Genomic DNA, 23,207 nt, shown 5'->3' with positions numbered 1-23,207 from the left:
CCCAACCGTCGTTATGGTCATCAACGGGTTTAGCTCAGCCTTATTGCCTGTGGATTTTAGGCCGTTTTTAAAAGGTGTCTGTATACCCTTCCAGTGCGCAACCTGCCTTCCAGGAAGGCAGGTTGCCAGATAAGGCGTCACCGCCATCTGGCAAATTTTCCCGAATTACAGCACCGCCGGGTAGAACGACAAGCCGCGAGCCAGCAGGTTCGCCGGATCTTTCGCGGGCTGCACACCGTGATCTTCCAGCGTCAGTGCTTCCAGATCGCCATGAACATGGGTATTTTCCAGCAGATAACGGGTCATGCGCACTTTCGCCCACGGCCACGCCAGGAACAGCGTGACGCCACACACCAGCATATTGGTGACGGAAATCCAGAACATACGCCCCATCGCCACCGTTGAGGAGAAACGAATGTTCCCTTCCAGTGCCAGTTGCCCGTAAATGTAGGCGCGCAGTTTCACAAACGCGAAAAGGAAGCAGACAATCGCCCCGGCAATATAGATCAGGTAGCTCAGCGCTAATTTGCCGTAAAGCGGCCCCATCATCAGTGCTAATTGCTCCGGATCGCCGCCCGCAGCATAAGCATATTCTGACATCGTAATGAATGACGGAATAATCATCACCATCACCAGCACAATAAACGGCACAAACAGCAGCATCGACAGCACCACAATGGTGATGCATTTTTTCATTGAAATTTCAGCCGAGAATTTCAGTTTGCCGTACTGCAAATTATTAATCAGCATGCCAAACCATTGCGCAGCATATACGCCCTGCATAATGGCAATACCCAGCAGTAATACCAATGTACCGATACCAATCATCACGGAAATAGCGCCATATGAGCCGCTACTTAATGCCGAAGTCACAAAGAGGGAGAACACCACCACCGAGGCGATAATAATCAACAGCGGGCAGCCCATCATCACCCACCAGGCGCGCAAAGGGCTGGCATAGAAATTAAAACGCACACCGTTAATCTCTGTCATCAACATTTGATAACGCAGGCCCTGAGTAATCAACCACGGGAAGAAAATCAGGAACAGCCCCATCATACAGAGCTGTAAAATCACGTTCTGGTAGGCCACGTTAATAAAGAAAATCACATACAGCACCAGCAGGCAGAGCCAGCCGACAAAAATAGAACGCCCGGTCGCGTGATAAGAAAAACGCGCACCGCTAAGTTCAGTATTCTCATAAAAATAACGACGTGCACGCACTAACGCCCACGGCAAATATAACCCCAGCGTTATTAAGGTCAGTAAAATATTAACCAGCCAAACCACGAAATAGCCTTTCCCGCTGCCCTGAAAGAGAAAACGGCGCACGGGAACCGCCACGGAACCATGAGTTTCGGGAGTCATAACAATCCTTATCGTAAAAAAAAGAAGCCAGGAAAAAGGCAGTCAACCATAACAATATTGCGAAATGGTTATCTCCACTATTAAGTCTAAATAGCTGCCGGTCAAAAAAATAGCGCCCAATATTCCTGGTCTTGCCAGAACGCCCCTGTAGTGGTATTAAGCAGGATCAGCTTATAACCCCAAAAACAGAGTGCAGAGATGAATGTGACCGCGCCGGTAGAGGTAAAAATGCGCCGGATTGCTGCCGCCGACAACGCAGCAATCGCATCTGTGATCCGCCAGGTATCTGCGGAATATGGCCTCACCGCCGATAAAGGCTACACCGTTGCCGACCCCGAACTGGATGAGCTGTATCAGTTATATAGCCGACCGGGTTGCGCCTATTGGGTAGTTGAGCAAAATGGCGAAGTGGTGGGCGGCGGTGGCGTCGCGCCGCTGAAATGTAGCGAACCGGATATCTGCGAACTGCAAAAGATGTATTTCCTGCCCAGTGCGCGTGGGCAGGGGCTGGCAAAGAAACTGGCGCAGATGGCGCTGGAACACGCTCGCACGCAGGGCTTTAGCCGCTGTTATCTGGAAACCACCGCGTTCCTGACTGACGCCATTGGGCTTTATGAACGTCTTGGCTTTGAGCATATCGACGGGCCGCTCGGCTGCACCGGTCACGTAGACTGCGAAGTGCGGATGCTGAAAACACTGTAACCCGAAAGCGTACCGATGCTTTACACCGGTACGCCGCTGTGAAAACGGAACTCCGCATCCGGTGTTGAGATAAGCCCCGCTTCTACTTCGCCGAAATGGCGCACACGCGGGCTGATATCAGTGGTCGAAATCTGCTGCGCCAGCGCCAGGTAATCCTGATAATGGCGCGCTTCAGAACGCAGCAACGACAGGTAAAATTTCTGCAAATCGTCGTCCAGCCACGGCGCCAGTGCAGCAAAACGCTCGCAGGAGCGCGCTTCGATATAGGCGCCACAGATTAACTTATCAACTAATGTCAGCGGTTCATGCGTGCGAACCGCTTTGAGCATCCCTTTTGCATAACGGCTGGCGGTAATTTTCACGTAGGGAATGTTACGGGCGAGCATGGCTTCCCGCACCTGCCAGAAGTGGTGCAGCTCCTCTTTGATCAACAGCACCATGCTATCGATCAGCGCCTGGCCCCACGCGTCGTCAGTTTGCGGCATCACACTTTTGCCAATCTGCTTATGCAGCGCGACAAAATCCGGCTCCGGCCCTTCACGAAAGGTAAATTCTTCATACGGTTTCAGCCACGCCAGGAGCGCGTCCGACCCGCTTTTATCCGCCACATAGCGGCGCACCAGCAGCATAGCGGTTTGCGCCGCTTTCAGTTCGCACACCATATGATCGGTAAGCAGCAGCGGCAGCATTGATGGATCGCGTGCTTTGTCCAGCCAGGATTGCGGTGTCGGGCAGTGCAGGAAGTTTAAAACCGGGGAGAGTATTTGCGGGTAATCCATTGTGGTTCCTTGCATTGCGGCAGCGAGCGCTGCCGCAATATTTACTCAGTGACGAACACCGTCATCTTCTTCGTCGACGTAATCCTCGTCGTCATCGTCACCCTCTTCGCCGTTCGGGTCTTCGTAGTAGGTTCCCCAACCGTCATATTCCACGTCGAATTTCTCAGCCAGGTTAAGCAGTTGCTCAACTTGCGCGTCGATCAAATCGGCGTTCAATGCGCTTTCACTCAGCACGTCGCAACAGATAACCACTTCGCCTTCGTCCAGTTCCAGCTCTTCCGGCTCTGTCACTTCGTAGCCCAGTTTAAAGGCTTCAACAGCGGCTTTTTCCAGCGTTTCGAAATCATCTGCCGACAGGTGATGCTCAATGGTATACAGCGCATCAGGATCGCTGCCGTCTTCGAGCAATTCTTCAATAATCAAACGCGTCTCTTCGCGCTGTTCTTCCAGGTGTTCCGGGTTCGCCATGGCTCGTTCCTCATCAATGTGGCAGATACACTTATTGTCACACACCGCTGGCATTGCCTCCACTCCTCGCCGAAAAGATTTATAGCCCGGGGTTGCAAATGCATATTCATAAATATAAATTGAATTTTAATTCAATAAGTGGCCTTCGCCATGTGAGGGAAATATGTCCGCGTTTTATCAAAAGCATTTTTTGAAACTGCTCGATTTTACACCTGCTGAAATCAATACCCTGCTGCAACTCGCCGCTCAGCTGAAAGCAGATAAGAAAAAAGGTCAGGAAGTCCAGAAGCTTACCGGGAAAAATATCGCGCTCATCTTCGAAAAAGACTCAACCCGCACACGATGCTCTTTCGAAGTTGCCGCATATGATCAGGGTGCTCGCGTAACGTATCTCGCCCCAAGCGGCAGTCAAATCGGGCATAAAGAGTCAATTAAAGACACAGCGCGCGTACTGGGGCGGATGTACGACGGCATTCAGTACCGCGGTTATGGTCAGGAGATTGTCGAAACACTGGCGCAATACGCAGGTGTGCCGGTGTGGAACGGCTTAACCAATGAATTTCACCCGACCCAATTGCTGGCCGATCTGCTGACCATGCGCGAGCACTTGCCGGGCAAAGCCCTTAACCAGATGAAACTGGTTTATGCAGGTGACGCGCGGAACAACATGGGCAACTCGATGCTGGAAGCCGCCGCGCTGGTGGGTTTAGATCTACGCCTTGTCGCGCCAAAAGCGTGCTGGCCGGACGCGAGCCTGGTCGCCGAATGCAAAGCGCTGGCGGTGAAAAACGGCGGCAACATTCTGCTGACAGAAGATATCGCGAGCGGAGTGAAAGACGCCGATTTTATTTATACCGATGTGTGGGTATCAATGGGCGAAGCGAAAGAGAAGTGGGCGGAGCGCATCGCGCTGCTGCGGCCTTACCAGGTCAACAGCAAAATGTTGTCGCTCACCGGCAACCCGCAGGTGAAATTCCTGCACTGTCTGCCCGCGTTTCATGACGATAAAACTACGCTTGGCAAGAAAATGGCAGAAGAGTTTGGCCTGCACGGCGGCATGGAAGTGACTGACGAGGTGTTTGAATCACCGGCGAGTATTGTATTTGATCAGGCTGAAAACCGGATGCACACCATCAAAGCGGTGATGGTCGCCACCCTCAGTAAATAACGCAATAAGCCCGGTTGCGCAGCGCGGCCGGGCATTACGCTTACGCCATTAGCAGTTTCACGACCACTTTACGTACCTGGGCTGGCGCGTTTACCGCACACAGCGGTTTGTGAACTTCGCCCGGGTAGAACACCACAAAATCCCCTTCGCTCAGCACCACGGTTTTTTCCTGTGCGCCTTCCGGCAAAAACGCGATGTCTTTATCCGCCAGCCAGTCGGTGTCCGGCGCGCCCGCAGGCTGGGTGCTAAAAGTTATCCCTTCCTGGCCTTTCAGCACAATCTGGATGTCCAGATAACGGGCGTGATACTCGGCGCGGCGCTCTGCAAACGGCTGCGTCATATCTTCCGAGACGAGGAAAAACAGGCGGTTGCCGTCGATATCATGTTTGCCAACAGGCGTGGCATCGGTAACGTGCTGCTTAACGTGTTCAATGGCCTGGCGCAGCTCTTCCGGCAGCCAGGATTGTAAGTTGTGAATATTGCCAACGATCATGGTGTAGCCCTCAACATAAAACATCGTTTCATTTTCAGCTTTTATACGAAAATTCACACTGCCATACCACCACTTTCTGCCAGAGATTTGTCACAACGCATGTTTATCGGAAAATATGTTATATGCCTGTTAAGGCCAATTACGCTTTTATGCAGCATAGATGCATAAAGCTCACAGCCGCACTCTGACATAAAGTTGTTATCCACTGATTAAAAAGAGTTTATTTAAATAAACCTTTCCCGGTCACACTTCAGCAGCCTGTTTATTTGCGCATTCATTCACTGGTTATTTCCCTTTTTTGCGCCCAGCAGCACCGCTCTATTCATTTTTATGCATATCTATTCCATTCACTGTTGAAAAAACTTAGCAATCAACGGCTTACATATTCACAAAAATAGGTGGATAGCTACAAAACAATAACAACCATGAATAAGTTCAGCCGTTAATGCGTAAGCATTCATCCTGATAATTAGGCTAATTCTCTATTCTCTGATGCGAATCATGCAATTGAACGGCGGCTATTTAATTACCCATTCGACGTGAGCACAATCACACTATTAATTCTTACGGCTTCTACTATGAGCCATGAAATTAATCGTTATTAACGCGCGATGAAATTAATCACATTTCATTGCCGCCCCCTTTTTATTCTGAAAAAACAGTTAAAGGAATAATTATGGAAAAGCACTACGTCGGTTCTGAAATAGGTCAATTGCGTAGCGTTATGCTGCACCGCCCCAATTTAAGCCTGAAACGGTTAACACCGTCGAATTGTCAGGAGCTGTTATTCGATGACGTGTTATCGGTCGAGCGCGCCGGGGAAGAGCATGACGCCTTCGCAAACACACTGCGCGAGCAGGGTGTGGAAGTCCTGCTGTTGACCGACCTTCTGACACAAACGCTTGATATTGCAGAAGCAAAAGCCTGGCTGCTGGAAATGCAGATCTCCGATTATCGCCTTGGCCCCACCTTCGCCGCAGATGTGCGCAGCTGGCTGGCGGATATGCCGCACCGCGAACTGGCGCGGCGGCTTAGCGGTGGATTAACCTACGGCGAGATCCCGGCATTTATTAAAAATATGGTGGTTGATACCCACACAGCGAATGATTTTATTATGAAGCCGCTGCCCAACCATTTATTTACCCGTGACACGTCGTGCTGGATTTATAACGGCGTGTCGATTAATCCGATGGCCAAACCGGCCCGCCAGCGGGAAACGAATAATCTACGTGCTATATATCGCTGGCACCCCGCATTCGCCGATGGCAATTTTATTAAATACTTTGGCGACGAAAATATTAATTACGATCACGCCACGCTTGAGGGCGGCGATGTATTAGTCATCGGTCGCGGTGCGGTATTAATTGGCCTCTCTGAACGCACCACACCGCAGGGCGTGGAATTTCTGGCTAATAGCCTGTTCAAACACCGTCAGGCCGAACGCGTTATCGTCGTTGAACTGCCGAAACACCGCTCCTGTATGCACCTCGACACGGTAATGACCCATATCGATATCGACACCTTCTCCGTTTACCCCGAAGTGGTGCGCAAAGACGCCCAGTGCTGGACGCTCACCCCGGACGGTCGCGGCGGCCTGCAACGCACGCAGGAAAGCGACCTGCTGCACGCCATCGAAAAAGCGCTGGGTATTGACCAGGTACGGCTTATCACTACCGGCGGCGACGCCTTTGAAGCTGAACGCGAACAGTGGAATGACGCCAACAACGTCCTCACGCTGCGTCCCGGCGTGGTCGTTGGCTATGAGCGCAATATCTGGACCAACGAAAAATATGACAAAGCCGGGATCACCGTGCTGCCAATCCCCGGTGATGAGCTGGGACGCGGGCGCGGCGGTGCGCGCTGCATGAGCTGCCCACTGGAACGCGACGGCATTTAAAGGAGCCATCATGGAAAGAAAACCTACGCTGGTTGTCGCGCTGGGCGGCAACGCGCTGCTAAAACGCGGCGAACCGCTGGAAGCCAGTATCCAGCGCCAGAACATTGATCTTGCCGCGCGCACCATCGCCGGGCTGACCGCGCAGTGGCGCGTGGTGCTGGTCCACGGCAACGGGCCGCAGGTCGGTCTGCTGGCGCTGCAAAACAGCGCTTACGACAAAGTTACCCCCTACCCGCTCGATATTCTCGGCGCGGAAAGCCAGGGGATGATTGGCTACATGCTGCAACAGTCGCTGAAAAATAACCTGCCACAACGCGAAGTGAGCGTACTGCTCACCCAGGTGGAAGTGGACGCCAGCGACCCGGCGTTCAGCAACCCGAGCAAATACATCGGCCCGGTCTACAGCGAGGCGCAAGCCCAAACGCTGCAGCAGGAGAAAGGCTGGGTATTTAAGGCCGATGGCCGCTATTTCCGCCGCGTTGTGCCCTCCCCGCAACCCAAACGCATTGTTGAAAGCGACGCCATTAGCGCGCTGATCAACCGCGATCACCTGGTGATTTGCAACGGCGGCGGCGGTGTGCCGGTGGTGGAAAACGCCAACGGTTACCACGGTATCGAAGCGGTGATCGACAAAGATCTCTCAGCGGCGCTGCTGGCGCGGCAAATCGAAGCCGACGCCTTGCTGATCCTTACCGACGCCGACGCGGTGTATCTCGACTGGGGCAAACCTACGCAGCGCCCGCTGGCGCAAGTCACCCCGGACGTGCTGCAAGGCATGCAGTTCGACGCCGGCTCGATGGGGCCGAAGGTCGCTGCCTGCCGCCAGTTTGTCGAGCAGTGTCACGGCATCGCGGGTATCGGCGCGCTGGCGGATGGCCCGGCCATCCTCGCCGGGGACAAAGGCACATTGATTCGTTACTGATTTAAAAAAGGAAATCTCATGAGCATCAACCTGAAAAACCGCAACTTTCTCAAACTGCTCGACTACACGCCGGCGGAGATCCAGTACCTGATCGATCTGGCTATCCAGCTAAAAGCTGACAAAAAAGCAGGACGCGAGAAGAAAACGCTGGTCGGCAAAAACATCGCGCTGATTTTTGAAAAAACCTCCACCCGCACCCGCTGCGCATTTGAAGTCGGCGCGTTCGATCAGGGCGCGCAGGTGACATATCTCGGCCCAAGCGGTTCACAGATTGGCCACAAAGAGTCGATGAAAGATACCGCCCGCGTGCTGGGACGCATGTATGACGGCATCGAATATCGCGGTTACGGCCAGCAGATTGTGGAAGAACTGGGTCAATACGCAGGCGTGCCGGTGTGGAACGGGCTGACCAACGAATTTCACCCGACGCAGATCCTGGCCGATCTGATGACCATGCTGGAGCACGCGCCGGGCAAACGTCTGCCGGATCTGCGCTTTGCTTATCTTGGCGATGCGCGCAACAACATGGGCAACTCGCTGATGGTCGGTGCAGCAAAGATGGGCATGGATATCCGCCTGGTGGCACCAAAATCCTTCTGGCCGGAGGCCGCGTTGGTGGAACAGTGCCGCGCCATCGCGCGTGAAACCGGCGCGCGCATCATGCTCACCGAGGATGTGGAAGAAGGCGTGCAGGGCGTTGATTTCCTCTACACCGATGTGTGGGTGTCGATGGGCGAGCCAAAAGAAGCGTGGTCTGAGCGCGTTAGCCTGATGAAACCCTACCAGGTAAACGGTGCGGTGGTGAAAGCCACCGGTAATCCGCAGGTGAAATTTATGCACTGCCTGCCCGCGTTTCATAACGAACACACCAAAGTGGGCGGCGAGATAGAAATGGCGTATGGCCTGAAAGGGCTGGAAGTCACCGAAGAGGTTTTCGAATCGCCTAACTCTATCGTTTTTGATGAAGCAGAAAACCGGATGCACACCATCAAAGCGGTGATGGTGGCAACCCTCGGCGACTAACCACTCCCCCGGCGCGCCGCGGGTGCGCCGGGGTTAAGGAGCACATCATGGGCAAGTTCAAGTTCCCTTCCGCTTACACCATTCTCTTTTTGTTGATTGCCATTGTTGCCGCGCTCAGTTGGGTGATCCCCGCCGGGCAATACCAGATGGCAATGAACCCAGCCCTCGGTAAAGAAGTACCGATTGCCGGTACTTATGCGCATGTCGCCGCGCATCCTCAAGGGTTAATCGCCGTGATCATGGCGCCAATAAGCGGTCTTTACGATCCCGATACCGGCCAGGCAGGCGCAATTGATGTGGCACTGTTTATTCTGATCATCGGCGGATTTCTGGGCATCGTCACCAAAACGGGCGCGATTGACGCCGGGATCGAGCGCGTCACCACTCGCTTGCGTGGCCGTGAAGAGTGGATGATCCCGATCCTGATGGCGCTGTTCGCCGCAGGCGGCACCATCTACGGTATGGCAGAAGAGTCGCTGCCGTTTTATACGCTGCTGGTTCCCGTGATGCTCGCCGCCCGTTTTGATCCGGTTGTCGCCGCCTCCACCGTGCTGCTCGGCGCAGGGATCGGCACGCTCGGATCGACCATCAACCCGTTCGCCACGGTGATCGCCGCCAACGCCGCCGGGATCCCATTTACCCACGGCATTCTCCTGCGCGTTGCGCTGCTGGTGATTGGCTGGATCATCTGTGTTGCCTGGGTGATGCGCTACGCCCGCAACGTACGCGCCAACCCGGCGCTGTCGATCGTCGCCGACAAACAGGAAGAGGATCGCGCGTTTTTCCTCGGCAACAAATCGCCGGAGATGCTCGAATTCACCCCGGTGCGCAAACTGATCCTGCTTATTTTCGCGCTGGCCTTTGTGGTGATGATCTACGGCGTGGCGGTGCTCGGCTGGTGGATGGCGCAGATCTCGGCAGTGTTTCTGGCAAGCGCCATCATCGTGGGTTTGATCGCCCGCATGAGCGAAGAGGAGTTGACCTCAACATTTATCAACGGCGCGCGAGATCTGCTGGGCGTAGCGCTGATAATCGGCATTGCCCGCGGTATCGTAGTGATCATGGATAAAGGTATGATTACTCATACTATTTTGCACAGTGCCGAAGGCATGGTCAGCGGGTTATCCACCGTCGCGTTTATCAACGTTATGTACTGGCTGGAAGTGGTGCTGTCGTTCCTCGTGCCCTCGTCCTCCGGCCTTGCGGTGCTGACGATGCCGATTATGGCGCCGCTGGCCGATTTCGCTAACGTCAACCGCGATCTGGTCGTTACCGCGTACCAATCGGCGTCCGGCATCGTCAACCTGGTGACGCCTACGTCGGCGGTGGTGATGGGCGGGCTGGCTATCGCCCATGTTCCCTATGTGCGCTACCTGAAATGGGTCGCGCCATTGTTGGCGATACTGACGGTGGTGATCATGGCAGCACTCAGCCTTGGCGCTCTGCTGTAGCGCGCCGGGTGGCGCTTTGCTTACCCGGTCTGTGGATAATATACAGGCCCGGTAAGCATGGCGTTGCCGGGCATTTTGTTTCGGCAACCAATACGGGAAAAGAGATGATGGAATATGGAGATTATTCACCGAAAGAGCAGCTACAACTGGCGGTCTGCCAGCGCCTGATTAGTGAAAAAAGTTATCTTTCACAGGAGGAGATCCGCCGCGATTTGCAGCGCCACGGCTTCGACAGTATCAGTCAGTCCACCGTTTCTCGCCTTTTGACACTGCTCGGTGTAATCAAAATTCGCAACGCCAAAGGACAAAAAATTTATTCGCTGAATCCGCAGTTGCGCCCAGTGCCGGATGCCGCCCGCTCCATCTCCGAAATGGTGGTTAGCGTTGAGCATAATAGCGAATTTATCCTTATCCATACCGTGGCGGGATATGGTCGCGCAGTGGCACGTATTCTGGATTATCACCAGTTGCCGGAGATCCTCGGCGTAGTGGCAGGAAGCAGTATCGTCTGGGTCGCGCCAAGAATCGTGAAGCACACAGCGCTGGTGCATAAGCAAATTAATTATTTACTTAGAACGCATTAATATTCAAAGAGAACCGTTTGCATTGCGTAAAATGTGCATCAATCGCTTGATCCGCGAAAACAGCTGCGTATAATCCGGGACAATTTGCCGGGAGGAAGCATGAATCAGTGTGTACGACAAACTGTCTTACCGCGTCTGAAAAAAGGCGCTGGCCTGCCGTTTTCCTTCCCGATGATCACCGAATTCCACAGCCCCTCTATTGAGGGGCTTTTTTTTGCGCAGTCGTCAGGAGATAACCATGGCTAACCCGCTATATCAGAAACATATCATTTCCATAAACGATCTCAGCCGCGAAGAACTCGAACTGGTGCTACACACCGCCGCACGACTGAAGGCCAACCCGCAGCCGGAGTTGCTCAAGCATAAAGTGATCGCCAGTTGCTTCTTTGAAGCCTCCACCCGCACGCGTTTATCGTTTGAAACCTCTATGCACCGCCTTGGCGCGAGCGTGGTCGGTTTCTCCGACAGCAGCAACACGTCGCTGGGTAAAAAAGGCGAAACGCTGGCCGACACTATTTCGGTGATCAGCACCTATGTGGACGCCATTGTGATGCGCCATCCGCAAGAGGGCGCGGCGCGACTGGCAACCGAGTTTTCCGGCGGCATTCCGGTGCTCAACGCCGGTGACGGAGCTAACCAGCATCCGACGCAAACGCTGCTCGATCTGTTCACGATTCAGGAAACACAAGGCCGCCTTGAGAACCTCAACATCGCGATGGTCGGCGACCTGAAATATGGCCGCACCGTGCATTCGCTGGCGCAGGCGCTGGCGAAATTCAGCGGCAACCGCTTCTACTTTATCGCCCCGGACGCGCTGGCAATGCCGCAGTACATTCTCGATATGCTGGACGAAAAAGGCATGGCCTGGAGCGTACACGCCAGCATCGAAGAGGTGATGGCCGAGGTGGATATTCTCTATATGACGCGCGTGCAGAAAGAGCGTCTGGATCCGTCGGAATACGCCAACGTCAAAGCGCAATTTGTCCTGCGCGCCAGCGACTTAACCAACGCGCGCAGCAATATGAAGGTGCTGCACCCGCTGCCGCGCGTGGATGAAATTACTACCGACGTGGATAAAACGCCGCACGCCTGGTATTTCCAGCAGGCCGGTAACGGTATCTTCGCGCGCCAGGCTCTGCTGGCGCTGGTTCTCAATCGCGATTTGGCGCTGTAAGGAGAAACGACAATGACACACGATAACAAACTGCAGGTCGAAGCCATCAAACGCGGTACCGTGATTGACCACATCCCGGCGCGCGTCGGGTTTAAACTGCTGACGCTGTTTAAGCTGACGGAAACCGATCAGCGCATCACCATCGGCCTGAATCTGCCGTCCGGCGAGATGGGGCGCAAAGATTTGATCAAGATCGAGAACACGTTTCTTACCGACGAGCAGGTGAACCAACTGGCGCTGTACGCACCGCAGGCCACGGTCAACCGTATCGACGAGTATGAAGTGGTGGGCAAATCGCGCCCGAGCCTGCCGGAGCGCATTACTGGCGTGCTGGTGTGCCCGAACAGCAACTGCATCAGCCATGCTGAACCGGTTGCCTCCAGCTTTGCGGTGAAAAAACGCGAAAGCGACATCGCGCTGAAGTGCAAATATTGTGAGAAAGAGTTCTCGCACCATGTGGTGCTGGCCAACTAATTGCGGTTGGTATTGCGTTTTTCCCTCCCTATAATGGGGCGGAACCTCAATACCGCTGTCATTCAGGAGTTATTATGACCAAAGTTATCGCCACGGAAAACGCGCCAGCAGCGATTGGCCCTTATGTTCAAGCTGTTGATCTTGGCAACATGATCCTGACCTCGGGTCAGATCCCGGTTGATCCGAAAACCGGTAGCGTACCGGAAGATGTGGCGGCGCAAGCACGTCAGTCGCTGGACAACGTGAAAGCGATTGTTGAAGCGGCGGGTCTGAAAGTGGGCGACATCGTGAAAACCACCGTTTTCGTGAAAGATCTCAACGATTTCGCTACCGTTAACGCCACGTATGAAGCCTTTTTCAATGAACATAACGCCAGCTTCCCGGCGCGTTCCTGCGTGGAAGTCGCCCGTCTGCCAAAAGACGTGAAAATCGAGATTGAAGCCATCGCCGTTCGCCGTTAATGGCGGCTACGCGACAGATAAAAGGCAGCTTACGCTGCCTTTTTTATTGCCCACTTAAAACGCGACCGGTTTTGGCTCTGCCCGCTTACCTTTAAATTTAAATCTCACAGGCTGCCAGAGGTTTCTTTTGAAGAAGTGGGTACGCCCTTCCAGGGAATCAATTTATGTACGCTTATCACCCAGGCGTTTACCGATTGCGCGTAGCGCGCAGCAGTTTTTCCAGCGGATAGACCGCCGCTATCACCACTTCGTCCTGAATCTGCGCCGCGTTATCCAGCTCCTGTTGAATAGACGCTATTTCGCCATCATCCAGCGTCCCCTGACGCGCCACCAAATCCGTCAGGCGCAGCCCAATGGTAGCGAGCTTATCCACCTGCAAAATCACCGGGCGCATCGCTTTTAGCTGATAGTTGCTGTCGCTGAGCGCCAGCGCGTCGCTGGTGTTACCCTGCCAGCGGCTAAAGAGATGGCGCAGCGCCACGGCGCTGGTGCTGTCTTCCGCATCGCTCACCAGTCTGTCGACCCACTGGTTCATCTGGCGAACGGTGCTGCTCTCCGGTGCCAGCGCATCGGCAAAGCGGTTCAGCGGCTCGAACTGATGATAGTTACCGGCCTGGAATTTCAGATGCTGGCGCGTGTAGTAGTGCGCCGGTTCGACAGCCTGGGCGAGGATCTGCAGCGGCAAGGTATCGGCGCTGTTCGCAAGGCGCGTGAACTGCACCAGCTGCTGGTTGTGCTGTTGCAGGCCGACCGATACTGTCGACCAGCTGTCCATTGCCTGCAAACGGCTGTACATGTTGTCGGTGTCGTTCACATCCTGCGCCGACCATAAACGTTCCGCCACGGCAAACGCACGCGGCCACAGTTTGATATCCAGCACCGGCGCGACCACATTTTCCGCCCACAGCGCGGCTTCGCCCCCCAGTAAACTCGCCTGCTGGCTGGCGTCCGGTACAGCGGGCGCAATCCCTTTCGGCACCTCGTTTAGCCTTGCGCCGGTAACCGGATAACGTGCGTTACCCAACAGGAAGTAACCACCGAGTTTATCGTCGGTGAGAGTGATGACCGGGCGGGTTTCGCCCATCCACGTATCGACGACAAAACTCACCTGGCGATCGCTGCGCCAGTCGATATGCTGCACGGCACGGCGGGATTTGCCTTTGAAATCAATAAATCCGCGCCATCCACTTTCACCTTTCACCAGCGTAAACGTCCCTTCCACCGAGCTGCCTTTCAGGCGCGGCATCGAAAACGACCAGCTTTGCGCACTGTCGTTATCGGCAATCACATCCACACCATTTAAGCCCTGCGGCACAATCTCATTGCGGTAGTGATAGGCGGTGTACTGCGGCTGATCGAGGTAAAAACCGGTAGAAAGAATGCCTTTGTAACCCTGCTTTGCCACCTCGCCTAGCGCGTCCTGTCCCTGCCAGGACTGGATGACAATGCTTTTGGGCAGATCCGGGTGGAAGATCTCATCCCAGCCCACCATCTGGCGCTGATGTTTTTCGAGGATCGCCTCCAGTTTGCGGTTGAAATAAGCCTGCAACGCATGGCTGTCGGCCAGTTTGTTGTCGCGCATAAATTGCTGGATCGCCGGGTTGTTTTTCCACTGCGTATCGTCCACCTCATCGCCGCCAATGTGCAGATAGGCATCCGGGAAGATCGCCGCCAGTTCGCTGACCATCGCTTCCGCAAAGGTATAAGTCGCCGCTTTTGTTGGATCCAACACCGGTTTCAGTACGCCCCAGTGGCGCTCCATCTGATACGGCCCCGGCGCGCTCATCAGTTCCGGATAAGCGACAGCAATCGCCGACGCGTGTCCCGGCATGTCGATTTCCGGCACCACGCGGATGCCACGCGCCGTGGCGTAGCGCACCACATCGCGCATTTGCTCTTCGCTGTAAAAGAGACCATCGCTGGCAAGCTGCGTCAGTTTGGGGTAGCGCTTTGAGCTAAAACGCCAGCCCTGGTCATCGGTTAAATGCCAGTGCAGCACGTTCAGTTTCGCCGCCACCATGCCGTCGATCTGCCGTTTGATGTCATCGACCGGCACAAAATGACGGGCAGAATCAAGCAGCAAACCGCGCCACGGGAAGCGCGGCGAATCGTCAATGGTCACCCACGGCAAGGTGGTATTTTCCGTACCGTTTTGAATCAGCTGGAGCAACGTTTCCATGGCGCGCAGTGCGCCAAAGCGGGTATTTGCGGCGATCTGCACGCCATTCGCATCGATGGTCAGTGTGTAGTGCTCATCGCTATCCAGCTTCGGCAGCGGCGCCACTTTTTTGGCGATAGTTATCGAAATGGTGGGATGTTGCGGTTTTTCGGCCTGCGGTTGTAGCGTCCAGCCGGTTTGCCGGGCGATGCGCTGGCGCAATCGCGTAACGGCGTCGCCCAGATCGTCACCGCTGACACTGACAGAGAGCGTGTCCGTCAGGACCAGCGAGCCCTGCGTTGCCGGACGTTCAACCTTTGCCGGCCACGGCATCAGCGGCAAGTCGCCCGCGGGCGCAGCAAAAGCGGAAGAACCGAGCAGCAACCCGGCAGTTAACAGGCTGTAACGCAACATAAATGTTCCTTCAGACGACGTCAGGCGAGGGAAAACATTTTGTTAACATGCGCCCTCAGGAGCGTCAAGCGCGCCGGGCGACGGGGATCACAGCTTGCGGGAATTGGGAGAAATACCCGGCCTGCGCGCTCAGCACAAGCCGGGTTCAGGAGAATGTTTACTGCCAGCCGTAGCGGCGGCTGTAGAATCCTTTCATCCACTGCGTGAGCGTCATGTAACCGGCGAGGATCGCCACCAGCCAAGGGAAGTACGCCAGCGGCAGCGCCTGCAATTGCAGGTATTGCGCCAGCGGCGAGAACGGCAGCGCGATGCCGACACAAATCACCATCAGCGTCATCGCCACCAGCGGCCAAGCGGCGCGGCTCTGGATAAACGGTACGCGGCGGGTGCGGATCATATGCACAATCAGCGTTTGTGACAGCAAACCAACCACAAACCAGCCGGACTGGAACAGGGTTTGCGCTTCCGGCACGTTGGCTTTAAACACCCACCACATCACGCAAAACGTCACGATGTCGAAGATCGAACTGATCGGACCGAAGAAGATCATAAAACGGCCCAGATCCGCCGGGTTCCAGCGCTGCGGTTTGGCGATCTGCTCGTCGTCGACGTTATCAAACGGGATCGCCACCTGCGAGACGTCATAGACCAGGTTCTGAATCAGCAAGTGCAGCGGCAACATGGGCAAAAACGGCAGAAATGCGCTCGCCACCAGCACGCTGAAGACGTTACCGAAGTTAGAGCTGGCAGTGATTTTGATGTATTTCAGCATGTTGGCAAAAGTACGGCGCCCTTCGATCACCCCCTCTTCCAGCACCATCAGGCTCTTTTCCAGCAAAATAATATCGGCCGCTTCGCGGGCGATATCTACCGCGCCATCGACGGAAATACCGATGTCTGCCGCACGCAGCGCCGGAGCATCGTTAATGCCATCGCCCATAAAACCGACCACGTGCCCTTCGCGTTTCAGCAAACGGACAATGCGTTCTTTATGCATCGGCGTCAGGCGGGCGAACAGCGTGATGTGTTTCGCCATTTGCGCCAGTTCATCATCGCTCATGCGCTCAATTTCGCTGCCGGTCAGCGCATCGCCCACTTCCAGCCCCACTTCGTGGCACACTTTCGCCGCCACCAGCTCGCTGTCGCCAGTGAGAATTTTGACGGTGATACCGCTGGCTTTCAGCGCTTTCAACGCCGGTGCTGTTGTCTCTTTCGGTGGATCGAGGAAGGCGATGTAGCCTTCGAGGATCAGATCCGATTCATCAATACGCTGGTAGTCACCGCTACGCGCTGGCAGATATTTGGTGGCAACCGCAACCACGCGCAGCCCCTGGCGGTTCAGTGTGCTGGTCACGCGCTCAATGCGGCGCAGCATGGTGTCATCCAGCGGGAAAATTTCGCCGTTGAAACGCACCTGCGAGCAGACGCTGAGGATCTCCGTTAACGCGCCTTTGCAAATCAGTTGATGAACATCCGCCTGCTGCGCCACCACTACCGACATGCGACGGCGTTCGAAATCAAAGGGGATCTCATCCACTTTACGCCAGCTCGCCGCCAGCGTTTGCGCCGCTTCCGCGTCCACACCTTCCAGTACCGCGGTATCCAGCAAGTTTTTCAGCCCGGTCTGGTAGTGGCTGTTCAGCCAGGCGCTGTGCAGCACCAGTTCGCTGACTTTGCCGCTGATATCCGTGTGATTTTCCAGCACGATTTTGTCCTGCGTCAGGGTGCCGGTTTTATCGGTACAGAGGATATCCATCGCGCCAAAGTTCTGAATGGCGTCCAGATGTTTAACGATCACTTTCTGTTTCGACAGTTTCACCGCACCGCGCGCCAGCGTGGAGGTGACAATCATCGGCAGCATTTCCGGTGTCAACCCCACGGCAACCGACAGCGCAAACAGCGCCGCTTCCCACCAGTCGCCTTTGGTAAAGCCGTTGATCAGCAGCACAATCGGCGTCATCACCAGCATAAAGCGGATCAACAACATACTGACCCGGCTGATGCCTTTCTGAAACGCGTTCTGCTCGGTTTCTTGCTCACTGACACGCCCGGCCAGTTGGCCAAACCAGGTATTGCCGCCCGTAGCAATGACTATCGCCTGCGCCGTGCCGCTCACCACATTGGTGCCCATAAAGCACAGGGTATCGGCTTCCAGCGGGTTGCGCTGCGCGGCCTTGCGCGTGGTCGCCACTTTCTCTACCGGCAAGGATTCGCCGGTCAGCGAGGCCTGAGCGATAAACAGATCCCGCGCCTGCAACACGCGCAGATCCGCCGGGATCATATCGCCTGCGGCCAGTTTGACGATATCGCCCGGCACCAGTTGGTCGATAGGCAATTCGCACCAGCCATTCTCACCCTTCTCATTCACCACGCGCAGCACCGTCGCGGTGTTGCTGACCATTGCTTTCAGCGCATCGGCCGCTTTCGTTGAGCGCGCCTCTTGCAGGAAGTTGAGCAGTGTAGAAATCGCCACCATCAGCGCAATCACACAGGCGGCGAACAGATCTTCCGAGGCGTAAGAAATAATGCCTAAGCAGGTCAGCAGCAGGTTAAACGGGTTGCGATAGCACACCCACAGATGCACCCACCAGGGGGCGGGTTTCTGCGCCGGGATCAGGTTTTCGCCGTGGGTTTCCCGCGCCAGTTCCACTTCCTGCGGGTTCAGCCCTTCCGGGTGGCTGGCAAAGGTTTGCCAGAGCTTATCGTGTTCCATCGTAGCAATCTGCAGGCAGCGTTCGCCCATCGAGGCGGGGATAGTGCCCTGAGCGACATGTTGTACGCCGGGAAGCGGATCGCGCTGCACCAGACGACGCGGTAAATGGCGGTTGAGGCGAGCGAAAAGCTGCCGGGTAATGTTTTTCAGCATGATAGTGTCCTTGCCCCCGCGTCACGCGGGTGCGATTGACAACTGGCGTAACAAAGCCGCGCCAGCTGGCGTTTTTTAATCGGGCAGGGACGAAAACGACGTCGCTGCCTTACGCATCCGGTAAGGCAGCAACAGCAGGCTTACCGGAAAAAGTATCTCCGTCGCGGGAGAGGGGTGGGATCGGGATCCATCTGGCCTCCGGTAAGGTGTGAAGGGCGAATCATAACGTAGCGGTATCATAGCTCCGCTGAATTAAACCAAACGTATACACGCCATCAATTGATAGCACAAAGTGCATAAACCAGACTTTGCTCATTGCTGGCGCTTGGAAGGGATGCAAAACTCCTTTATCCTGCAACCCGCCCCTATCAGGAAAGGATTGAAGTATGCAAAACCGGCTGACAATCAAAGACATCGCACGCTTAAGCGGCGTGGGCAAATCCACTGTTTCCCGTGTGCTGAATAACGAAAGCGGCGTAAGCCAGCGCACACGCGAACGGGTGGAAGCGGTGGTCAATCAGCACGGTTTCTCCCCTTCCCGCTCCGCGCGCGCCATGCGTGGGCAGAGCGATAAAGTGGTGGCGATTATCGTTTCGCGTCTGGATTCTCTCTCGGAAAACCTTGCCGTACAGACCATGCTTCCGGCGTTTTACGAACAGGGTTATGACCCGATTATGATGGAAAGCCAATTTTCGCCGCAGTTAGTCGAAGAGCATTTGCAGATGCTGAGCCACCGTAATATTGATGGCGTGGTGCTGTTTGGCTTTACCGGGGTCACCGAAAGCCTGCTCACCGCCTGGCAGTCGTCGCTGGTGCTGCTGGCGCGCGACGCCAGTGGTTTCGCCTCGGTCTGTTACGACGATGACGGCGCAATTCAGCTGTTAATGGAAAATCTTTATGCCCGCGGGCATCGGCATATCAGTTTTATTGGCGTACCGCACAGCGATGCCACCACCGGCAAACGCCGCCACGACGCGTATATGGCGTTCTGTCAACAACACCAGCTCGAACCCACGTTCGCCTTACCGGGCCTTGCCATGAAGCAGGGTTATGAACATGTCGCCAACGTTTTAACCCCTGACACCACCGCGCTGCTCTGCGCGACCGATACGCTGGCGCTCGGTGCCAGTAAATATTTGCAGGAACAGCGCATTGATAATCTTCAACTGGCCAGCGTCGGCAACACGCCGCTGATGAAGTTTCTGCACCCGGAAATTGTCACCGTTGATCCGGGTTACGCCGAAGCGGGCCGCCAGGCTGCCGCGCAATTAATAGAACAGGTAAATGGCCGCGCCACGCCTCGCCAAATCGTGATCCCTGCCCGCCTCGTTTAAGCCGCTTTATCGTTTATTGTGATCCTCGCCAAGTTTCGGGAACGTTCCCATTTTTAATTTTTTTGCCTGCGGTTACGCTTTGCCTCGGTCAAGTTACGCATCATTTCTCCCCCCGAGAGGCACCAGGATGAGCAAAGTAAATCCATCAGATATTGAACAACTTATTGCCCTGGTTGGCGGGCGCGAAAACATCGCGACTGTCAGTCACTGTATTACCCGTTTGCGTTTTGTATTAAACAACCCGGCCGCCGCCGACCCAAAAGCGATTGATCAGCTACCGATGGTCAAAGGCTGTTTCACCAACGCCGGGCAGTTCCAGGTGGTGATTGGCACCAACGTCGGCGACTACTATCAGGCACTGCGCGCCGCCACTGGTCTGGCTCATGCGGATAAAGAGCAGGCCAAACAGGCAGCGCGACAAAATATGAAATGGCATGAGCGCTTAATCTCCCATTTCGCGGAAATCTTCTTCCCGCTACTGCCCGCGCTGATTAGCGGCGGTTTGATCCTCGGTTTTCGCAACATTGTTGGCGATGTCCCGATGAGCAACGGCCAGACGCTGGTGCAGATATTTCCGTCATTGAAAACCGTGTATGACTTTCTCTGGCTGATTGGTGAAGCGGTCTTCTTCTATTTGCCGGTCGGCGTTTGCTGGTCTGCGGTGCGCAAAATGGGCGGGACGCCGATCCTCGGCATCATCCTTGGCGTGACGTTGGTTTCGCCACAGTTAATGAATGCGTATTTACTGGGTTCGCAAGTGCCGGAAGTGTGGAACTTTGGTCTGTTCAGCATCGCGAAAGTGGGCTATCAGGCGCAGGTGATCCCGGCGCTGCTGGCGGGGCTGGCGCTCGGCATCATTGAAACGCGGCTCAAGAAGCTGGTACCGGACTCCCTCTATCTGGTGATTGTCCCGGTGTGCTCGCTGATCCTGGCGGTGTTCCTGGCGCATGCATTAATCGGCCCGTTCGGTCGCATGATTGGTGACGGCGTGGCGTGGGCGGTTCGCCATCTGATGACAGGCAGCTTTGCCCCGATTGGCGCGACGCTGTTTGGTTTCCTCTACGCGCCGCTGGTGATTACCGGTGTGCATCAGACCACGCTGGCTATCGACATGCAGATGATTCAGAACATGGGCGGGACGCCGGTGTGGCCGCTGATTGCGCTGTCAAACGTTGCGCAGGCCTCGGCGGTGGTGGGCATCATTATCTCCAGCCGTAAAGAGAATGAGCGTGAAATCTCGGTTCCGGCAGCTATCTCCGCGTTTCTCGGCGTCACCGAACCCGCCATGTACGGCATCAACCTGAAATACCGCTTCCCGATGCTGTGCGCGATGATCGGCTCCGGACTTGCCGGGTTGCTGTGCGGTCTTAACGGTGTGCTGGCGAACGGGATTGGCGTGGCGGGCCTGCCGGGTTTTCTCTCGATTCAACCCGCTTTCTGGCAGGTCTTCGCACTGGCTACAGCGGTGGCGGTTGTCATCCCGCTGGTGCTGACCTCCTTTGTTTATCAGCGTAAGTTCCGTCACGGCACATTGCAGATTGTGTAATTTTTGGGGCGCGTTTGCGCCCCTTCGTTTTCGCAGGAAATCATGATGAATACCCTTCCCCACTGGTGGCAAAACGGCGTTATCTACCAGATTTACCCAAAAAGTTTTCAGGACACGACCGGCACTGGCACCGGTGATTTACGCGGCGTGATTACGCGCCTCGACTACTTACAATCCCTCGGCGTTGACGCCATCTGGCTGACGCCATTTTATATCTCCCCGCAGGTGGATAACGGCTACGACGTGGCGAATTACACCGCCATCGATCCGCTTTACGGCACACTGGCAGACTTTGATGAACTGGTCGCCCAGGCGCACCAGCGCGGTATCCGCCTGGTGCTGGATATGGTGTTCAACCACACCTCGACCCAGCATGCCTGGTTTCAGGCGTCGCAGGATCCGGCAAGCCCATACCGTTCTTTCTATATCTGGCGCGGCAGCGAACCAGAAACGCCGCCGAATAACTGGCGATCGAAATTTGGCGGCAGCGCATGGCGCTGGCACAGCCAGAGCGGTCAGTACTATTTGCATCTGTTCGCGCCGGAGCAGGCCGATCTCAACTGGGAAAACCCGGCGGTACGCGACGAGCTGAAAAAAGTCTGCACCTTCTGGGCCGATCGCGGTGTCGACGGTTTGCGTCTCGATGTAGTGAATTTAATCTCGAAACAGCAGGATTTCCCCGACGATCACAGCGGCGACGGGCGACGCTTTTATACCGACGGCCCGCGCGCCCATGAGTTTTTGCAGGAGATGAGCCGTGAGGTTTTTCGCCCGCGCGAGCTGATGACGGTTGGTGAGATGTCATCCACCACGCTGGAACATTGCCAGCGATACGGCGCACTCGACGGTAGCGAGCTGTCGATGACGTTTAACTTCCACCATCTGAAAGTCGACTACCCTGACGGCGAAAAATGGTCGCTGGCGAAACCGGATTTTGTGGCATTGAAATCGCTGTTCCGCCACTGGCAGCATGGGATGCACGACGTGGCGTGGAACGCGCTGTTCTGGTGTAACCACGATCAACCCCGAATTGTGTCGCGCTTTGGCGATGAGGGTACGTTGCGCGTACCCGCCGCCAAAATGCTGGCGCTGGTGCTGCATGGCATGCAGGGCACGCCGTACATTTATCAGGGCGAAGAGATTGGCATGACTAACCCGCATTTTGCGCGCATTACCGATTACCGCGATGTGGAAAGCCAGAATATGTTTGCCGAACTGCGTGCCGCCGGGCGCGAGCCGGAAGCGCTGCTGGCGATCCTCGCCAGTAAATCGCGCGATAACAGCCGCACGCCGATGCAGTGGACCGCGCGCAAAAATGCCGGTTTCACCACCGCCGATCCGTGGATTGGGCTGTGCGATAACTATCGGGAAATCAATGTCGAAAACGCGGTCAACGATCGCGATTCGGTGTTCTATACCTATCAGTCGTTGATTCGCCTGCGGAAAAACTTGCCGATACTCACCTGGGGCGATTATCAGGATCTGCTCCCCGCTCACCCGCACTTATGGTGTTACCGCCGTCAGTGGCAGGGAGAAACGTTGTTGGTTATCGCTAACCTCAGCAATCAATTCCAGCCGTGGCGACCAGAAACCTTGCCGGGTAACTGGCAGGTTATCATCAGCAACTATGCGGAAGTTTCCCCTGTTCCAGGTGAAATGACCCTGCGACCGTTCGAAGCCGTTTGGTGGCATCAAAAATAAGCGTTTTTCACTTCCCTGGCGCAAAAAAACAGCAGGCATAAACCTGCTGTTTTTGTTGAATTTTTAGTCAAAATGAGAAAGCCTGAATTTACATTTCCTCTGAGTGCCCGTCCTCTGCGCTATCCGGTTTTTACTTTGTCCTGAGTCAATAAAAACGCAAACATGTTTGATGCAAATCACTATATATAGAATTTAGAATGCACCCCGGCCCTATATGTTGTATT

22 protein-coding genes are annotated in these 23,207 nt (G+C 55.2%); 15 read left to right on the top strand and 7 right to left on the bottom strand.

What is annotated here, in order from left to right:
- Positions 1-165: 165 nt before the first annotated feature.
- Positions 166-1,368 carry a YjgN family protein gene (locus ACFX4U_RS20425; RefSeq protein WP_380218650.1) on the bottom strand — a complete coding sequence of 401 codons (1,203 nt, stop codon included), beginning with the start codon at positions 1,366-1,368 and terminating at the stop codon, positions 166-168.
- Between the two features lie 198 nt (positions 1,369-1,566).
- Between ACFX4U_RS20425 and ACFX4U_RS20420 the strand changes: the two genes are divergently transcribed.
- Positions 1,567-2,070, top strand: a complete 504-nt coding sequence (locus ACFX4U_RS20420; RefSeq protein WP_305737249.1) for a GNAT family N-acetyltransferase — start codon at positions 1,567-1,569, stop codon at positions 2,068-2,070.
- A 20-nt stretch (positions 2,071-2,090) separates the two neighbouring features.
- On the opposite strand, the gene miaE is transcribed toward ACFX4U_RS20420, so the two are convergent.
- Positions 2,091-2,849 (bottom strand): tRNA isopentenyl-2-thiomethyl-A-37 hydroxylase MiaE, encoded by a 759-nt coding sequence (gene miaE / locus ACFX4U_RS20415; RefSeq protein WP_200552176.1) that lies wholly within the window; start codon positions 2,847-2,849, stop codon positions 2,091-2,093.
- Between the two features lie 45 nt (positions 2,850-2,894).
- Positions 2,895-3,317, bottom strand: a complete 423-nt coding sequence (gene rraB, locus ACFX4U_RS20410; protein WP_017459078.1) for a ribonuclease E inhibitor RraB — start codon at positions 3,315-3,317, stop codon at positions 2,895-2,897.
- Positions 3,318-3,415: 98 nt separating this feature from the next.
- Here rraB and ACFX4U_RS20405 point away from each other — a divergent pair, with 98 nt between their 5' ends.
- Positions 3,416-3,511 (top strand): hypothetical protein, encoded by a 96-nt coding sequence (locus ACFX4U_RS20405; protein WP_380218651.1) that lies wholly within the window; start codon positions 3,416-3,418, stop codon positions 3,509-3,511.
- The gene (gene argF / locus ACFX4U_RS20400) at positions 3,481-4,485 is read left to right on the top strand and encodes an ornithine carbamoyltransferase (RefSeq protein ID WP_313508021.1); all 1,005 of its coding nucleotides are present in this window, start codon (positions 3,481-3,483) and stop codon (positions 4,483-4,485) included. Before ACFX4U_RS20405 ends, argF (ACFX4U_RS20400) begins: the two co-directional genes overlap by 31 nt.
- A 40-nt stretch (positions 4,486-4,525) precedes the next feature.
- Here the strand turns inward: argF (ACFX4U_RS20400) and ACFX4U_RS20395 are convergent, their stop codons facing one another.
- On the bottom strand, positions 4,526-4,978 hold the full coding sequence (locus tag ACFX4U_RS20395; protein ID WP_313508057.1) for a YhcH/YjgK/YiaL family protein: 453 nt from the start codon (positions 4,976-4,978) through the stop codon (positions 4,526-4,528).
- Between the two features lie 676 nt (positions 4,979-5,654).
- Between ACFX4U_RS20395 and arcA the strand changes: the two genes are divergently transcribed.
- From arcA to ridA, 9 genes are all read left to right on the top strand, one after another.
- Entirely contained in the window at positions 5,655-6,875 is a 1,221-nt protein-coding gene (arcA, locus tag ACFX4U_RS20390; RefSeq protein WP_313508022.1) for an arginine deiminase, read from the top strand.
- Between the two features lie 10 nt (positions 6,876-6,885).
- The gene (gene arcC, locus ACFX4U_RS20385; protein WP_305737250.1) at positions 6,886-7,797 is read left to right on the top strand and encodes a carbamate kinase; all 912 of its coding nucleotides are present in this window, start codon (positions 6,886-6,888) and stop codon (positions 7,795-7,797) included.
- An 18-nt stretch (positions 7,798-7,815) separates the two neighbouring features.
- Positions 7,816-8,820, top strand: a complete 1,005-nt coding sequence (gene argF, locus ACFX4U_RS20380) for an ornithine carbamoyltransferase (RefSeq protein WP_200552173.1) — start codon at positions 7,816-7,818, stop codon at positions 8,818-8,820.
- 47 nt (positions 8,821-8,867) lie between these two features.
- On the top strand, positions 8,868-10,271 hold the full coding sequence (locus tag ACFX4U_RS20375; RefSeq protein WP_349350635.1) for a YfcC family protein: 1,404 nt from the start codon (positions 8,868-8,870) through the stop codon (positions 10,269-10,271).
- Positions 10,272-10,375: 104 nt separating this feature from the next.
- Positions 10,376-10,855, top strand: coding sequence for an arginine repressor (locus tag ACFX4U_RS20370; RefSeq protein WP_200552171.1), 480 nt, complete (start codon positions 10,376-10,378; stop codon positions 10,853-10,855).
- A 99-nt stretch (positions 10,856-10,954) separates the two neighbouring features.
- Positions 10,955-11,101 carry a pyrBI operon leader peptide gene (locus tag ACFX4U_RS20365; RefSeq protein WP_305737252.1) on the top strand — a complete coding sequence of 49 codons (147 nt, stop codon included), beginning with the start codon at positions 10,955-10,957 and terminating at the stop codon, positions 11,099-11,101.
- Positions 11,094-12,029: an aspartate carbamoyltransferase gene (gene pyrB / locus ACFX4U_RS20360; protein ID WP_065369960.1), complete on the top strand. Its 936-nt coding sequence runs from the start codon at positions 11,094-11,096 to the stop codon at positions 12,027-12,029. The genes ACFX4U_RS20365 and pyrB overlap by 8 nt, the downstream gene beginning before the upstream one ends.
- 12 nt (positions 12,030-12,041) lie before the next feature.
- On the top strand, positions 12,042-12,503 hold the full coding sequence (gene pyrI, locus ACFX4U_RS20355; protein WP_017459088.1) for an aspartate carbamoyltransferase regulatory subunit: 462 nt from the start codon (positions 12,042-12,044) through the stop codon (positions 12,501-12,503).
- Between the two features lie 74 nt (positions 12,504-12,577).
- Positions 12,578-12,964, top strand: a complete 387-nt coding sequence (gene ridA / locus ACFX4U_RS20350; RefSeq protein ID WP_017459089.1) for a 2-iminobutanoate/2-iminopropanoate deaminase — start codon at positions 12,578-12,580, stop codon at positions 12,962-12,964.
- Between the two features lie 187 nt (positions 12,965-13,151).
- On the opposite strand, the gene ACFX4U_RS20345 is transcribed toward ridA, so the two are convergent.
- From ACFX4U_RS20345 to mgtL, 3 genes are all read right to left on the bottom strand, one after another.
- Entirely contained in the window at positions 13,152-15,536 is a 2,385-nt protein-coding gene (locus tag ACFX4U_RS20345; RefSeq protein WP_313508024.1) for a family 20 glycosylhydrolase, read from the bottom strand.
- A gap of 157 nt (positions 15,537-15,693) precedes the next feature.
- Entirely contained in the window at positions 15,694-18,402 is a 2,709-nt protein-coding gene (gene mgtA / locus ACFX4U_RS20340; RefSeq protein WP_313508025.1) for a magnesium-translocating P-type ATPase, read from the bottom strand.
- A gap of 140 nt (positions 18,403-18,542) precedes the next feature.
- On the bottom strand, positions 18,543-18,593 hold the full coding sequence (mgtL, locus tag ACFX4U_RS20335; protein ID WP_228007843.1) for a mgtA regulatory leader peptide MgtL: 51 nt from the start codon (positions 18,591-18,593) through the stop codon (positions 18,543-18,545).
- Between the two features lie 195 nt (positions 18,594-18,788).
- Between mgtL and treR the strand changes: the two genes are divergently transcribed.
- The 3 genes from treR (at position 18,789) to treC (ending at position 22,983) form a co-directional block, all read left to right on the top strand.
- The gene (gene treR / locus ACFX4U_RS20330) at positions 18,789-19,736 is read left to right on the top strand and encodes a trehalose operon repressor TreR (RefSeq protein WP_305737256.1); all 948 of its coding nucleotides are present in this window, start codon (positions 18,789-18,791) and stop codon (positions 19,734-19,736) included.
- Between the two features lie 127 nt (positions 19,737-19,863).
- Positions 19,864-21,282 (top strand): PTS trehalose transporter subunit IIBC, encoded by a 1,419-nt coding sequence (gene treB / locus ACFX4U_RS20325; RefSeq protein WP_065369956.1) that lies wholly within the window; start codon positions 19,864-19,866, stop codon positions 21,280-21,282.
- Between the two features lie 45 nt (positions 21,283-21,327).
- Positions 21,328-22,983, top strand: a complete 1,656-nt coding sequence (gene treC, locus ACFX4U_RS20320; protein ID WP_313508026.1) for an alpha,alpha-phosphotrehalase — start codon at positions 21,328-21,330, stop codon at positions 22,981-22,983.
- Positions 22,984-23,207 lie beyond the last annotated feature (224 nt).

Origin of the sequence: Kosakonia sp. YIM B13588 (assembly GCF_042788165.1) — a bacterium.
GTDB classification, from domain to species: domain Bacteria; phylum Pseudomonadota; class Gammaproteobacteria; order Enterobacterales; family Enterobacteriaceae; genus Kosakonia; species Kosakonia sacchari.
The sequence above is the reverse complement of the archived record's forward strand: the minus strand, read 5'-3'. Positions and strand labels throughout refer to the sequence as shown.

Coding starts and splice junctions, on each gene's coding strand:
- pyrI (WP_017459088.1), top strand. CDS start 12,042: ATGACACACGATAACAAACTGCAGGTCGAAGCCATCAAACGCGGTACC.
- argF (WP_313508021.1), top strand. CDS start 3,481: ATGTCCGCGTTTTATCAAAAGCATTTTTTGAAACTGCTCGATTTTACA.
- miaE (WP_200552176.1), bottom strand. CDS start 2,849: ATGGATTACCCGCAAATACTCTCCCCGGTTTTAAACTTCCTGCACTGC.
- ACFX4U_RS20420 (WP_305737249.1), top strand. CDS start 1,567: ATGAATGTGACCGCGCCGGTAGAGGTAAAAATGCGCCGGATTGCTGCC.
- ACFX4U_RS20405 (WP_380218651.1), top strand. CDS start 3,416: ATGCATATTCATAAATATAAATTGAATTTTAATTCAATAAGTGGCCTT.
- pyrB (WP_065369960.1), top strand. CDS start 11,094: ATGGCTAACCCGCTATATCAGAAACATATCATTTCCATAAACGATCTC.
- ACFX4U_RS20425 (WP_380218650.1), bottom strand. CDS start 1,368: ATGACTCCCGAAACTCATGGTTCCGTGGCGGTTCCCGTGCGCCGTTTT.
- rraB (WP_017459078.1), bottom strand. CDS start 3,317: ATGGCGAACCCGGAACACCTGGAAGAACAGCGCGAAGAGACGCGTTTG.
- ACFX4U_RS20375 (WP_349350635.1), top strand. CDS start 8,868: ATGGGCAAGTTCAAGTTCCCTTCCGCTTACACCATTCTCTTTTTGTTG.
- treB (WP_065369956.1), top strand. CDS start 19,864: ATGAGCAAAGTAAATCCATCAGATATTGAACAACTTATTGCCCTGGTT.
- argF (WP_200552173.1), top strand. CDS start 7,816: ATGAGCATCAACCTGAAAAACCGCAACTTTCTCAAACTGCTCGACTAC.
- ACFX4U_RS20365 (WP_305737252.1), top strand. CDS start 10,955: ATGAATCAGTGTGTACGACAAACTGTCTTACCGCGTCTGAAAAAAGGC.
- mgtA (WP_313508025.1), bottom strand. CDS start 18,402: ATGCTGAAAAACATTACCCGGCAGCTTTTCGCTCGCCTCAACCGCCAT.
- treC (WP_313508026.1), top strand. CDS start 21,328: ATGAATACCCTTCCCCACTGGTGGCAAAACGGCGTTATCTACCAGATT.
- arcA (WP_313508022.1), top strand. CDS start 5,655: ATGGAAAAGCACTACGTCGGTTCTGAAATAGGTCAATTGCGTAGCGTT.
- arcC (WP_305737250.1), top strand. CDS start 6,886: ATGGAAAGAAAACCTACGCTGGTTGTCGCGCTGGGCGGCAACGCGCTG.
- treR (WP_305737256.1), top strand. CDS start 18,789: ATGCAAAACCGGCTGACAATCAAAGACATCGCACGCTTAAGCGGCGTG.
- ridA (WP_017459089.1), top strand. CDS start 12,578: ATGACCAAAGTTATCGCCACGGAAAACGCGCCAGCAGCGATTGGCCCT.
- ACFX4U_RS20345 (WP_313508024.1), bottom strand. CDS start 15,536: ATGTTGCGTTACAGCCTGTTAACTGCCGGGTTGCTGCTCGGTTCTTCC.
- ACFX4U_RS20395 (WP_313508057.1), bottom strand. CDS start 4,978: ATGATCGTTGGCAATATTCACAACTTACAATCCTGGCTGCCGGAAGAG.
- ACFX4U_RS20370 (WP_200552171.1), top strand. CDS start 10,376: ATGATGGAATATGGAGATTATTCACCGAAAGAGCAGCTACAACTGGCG.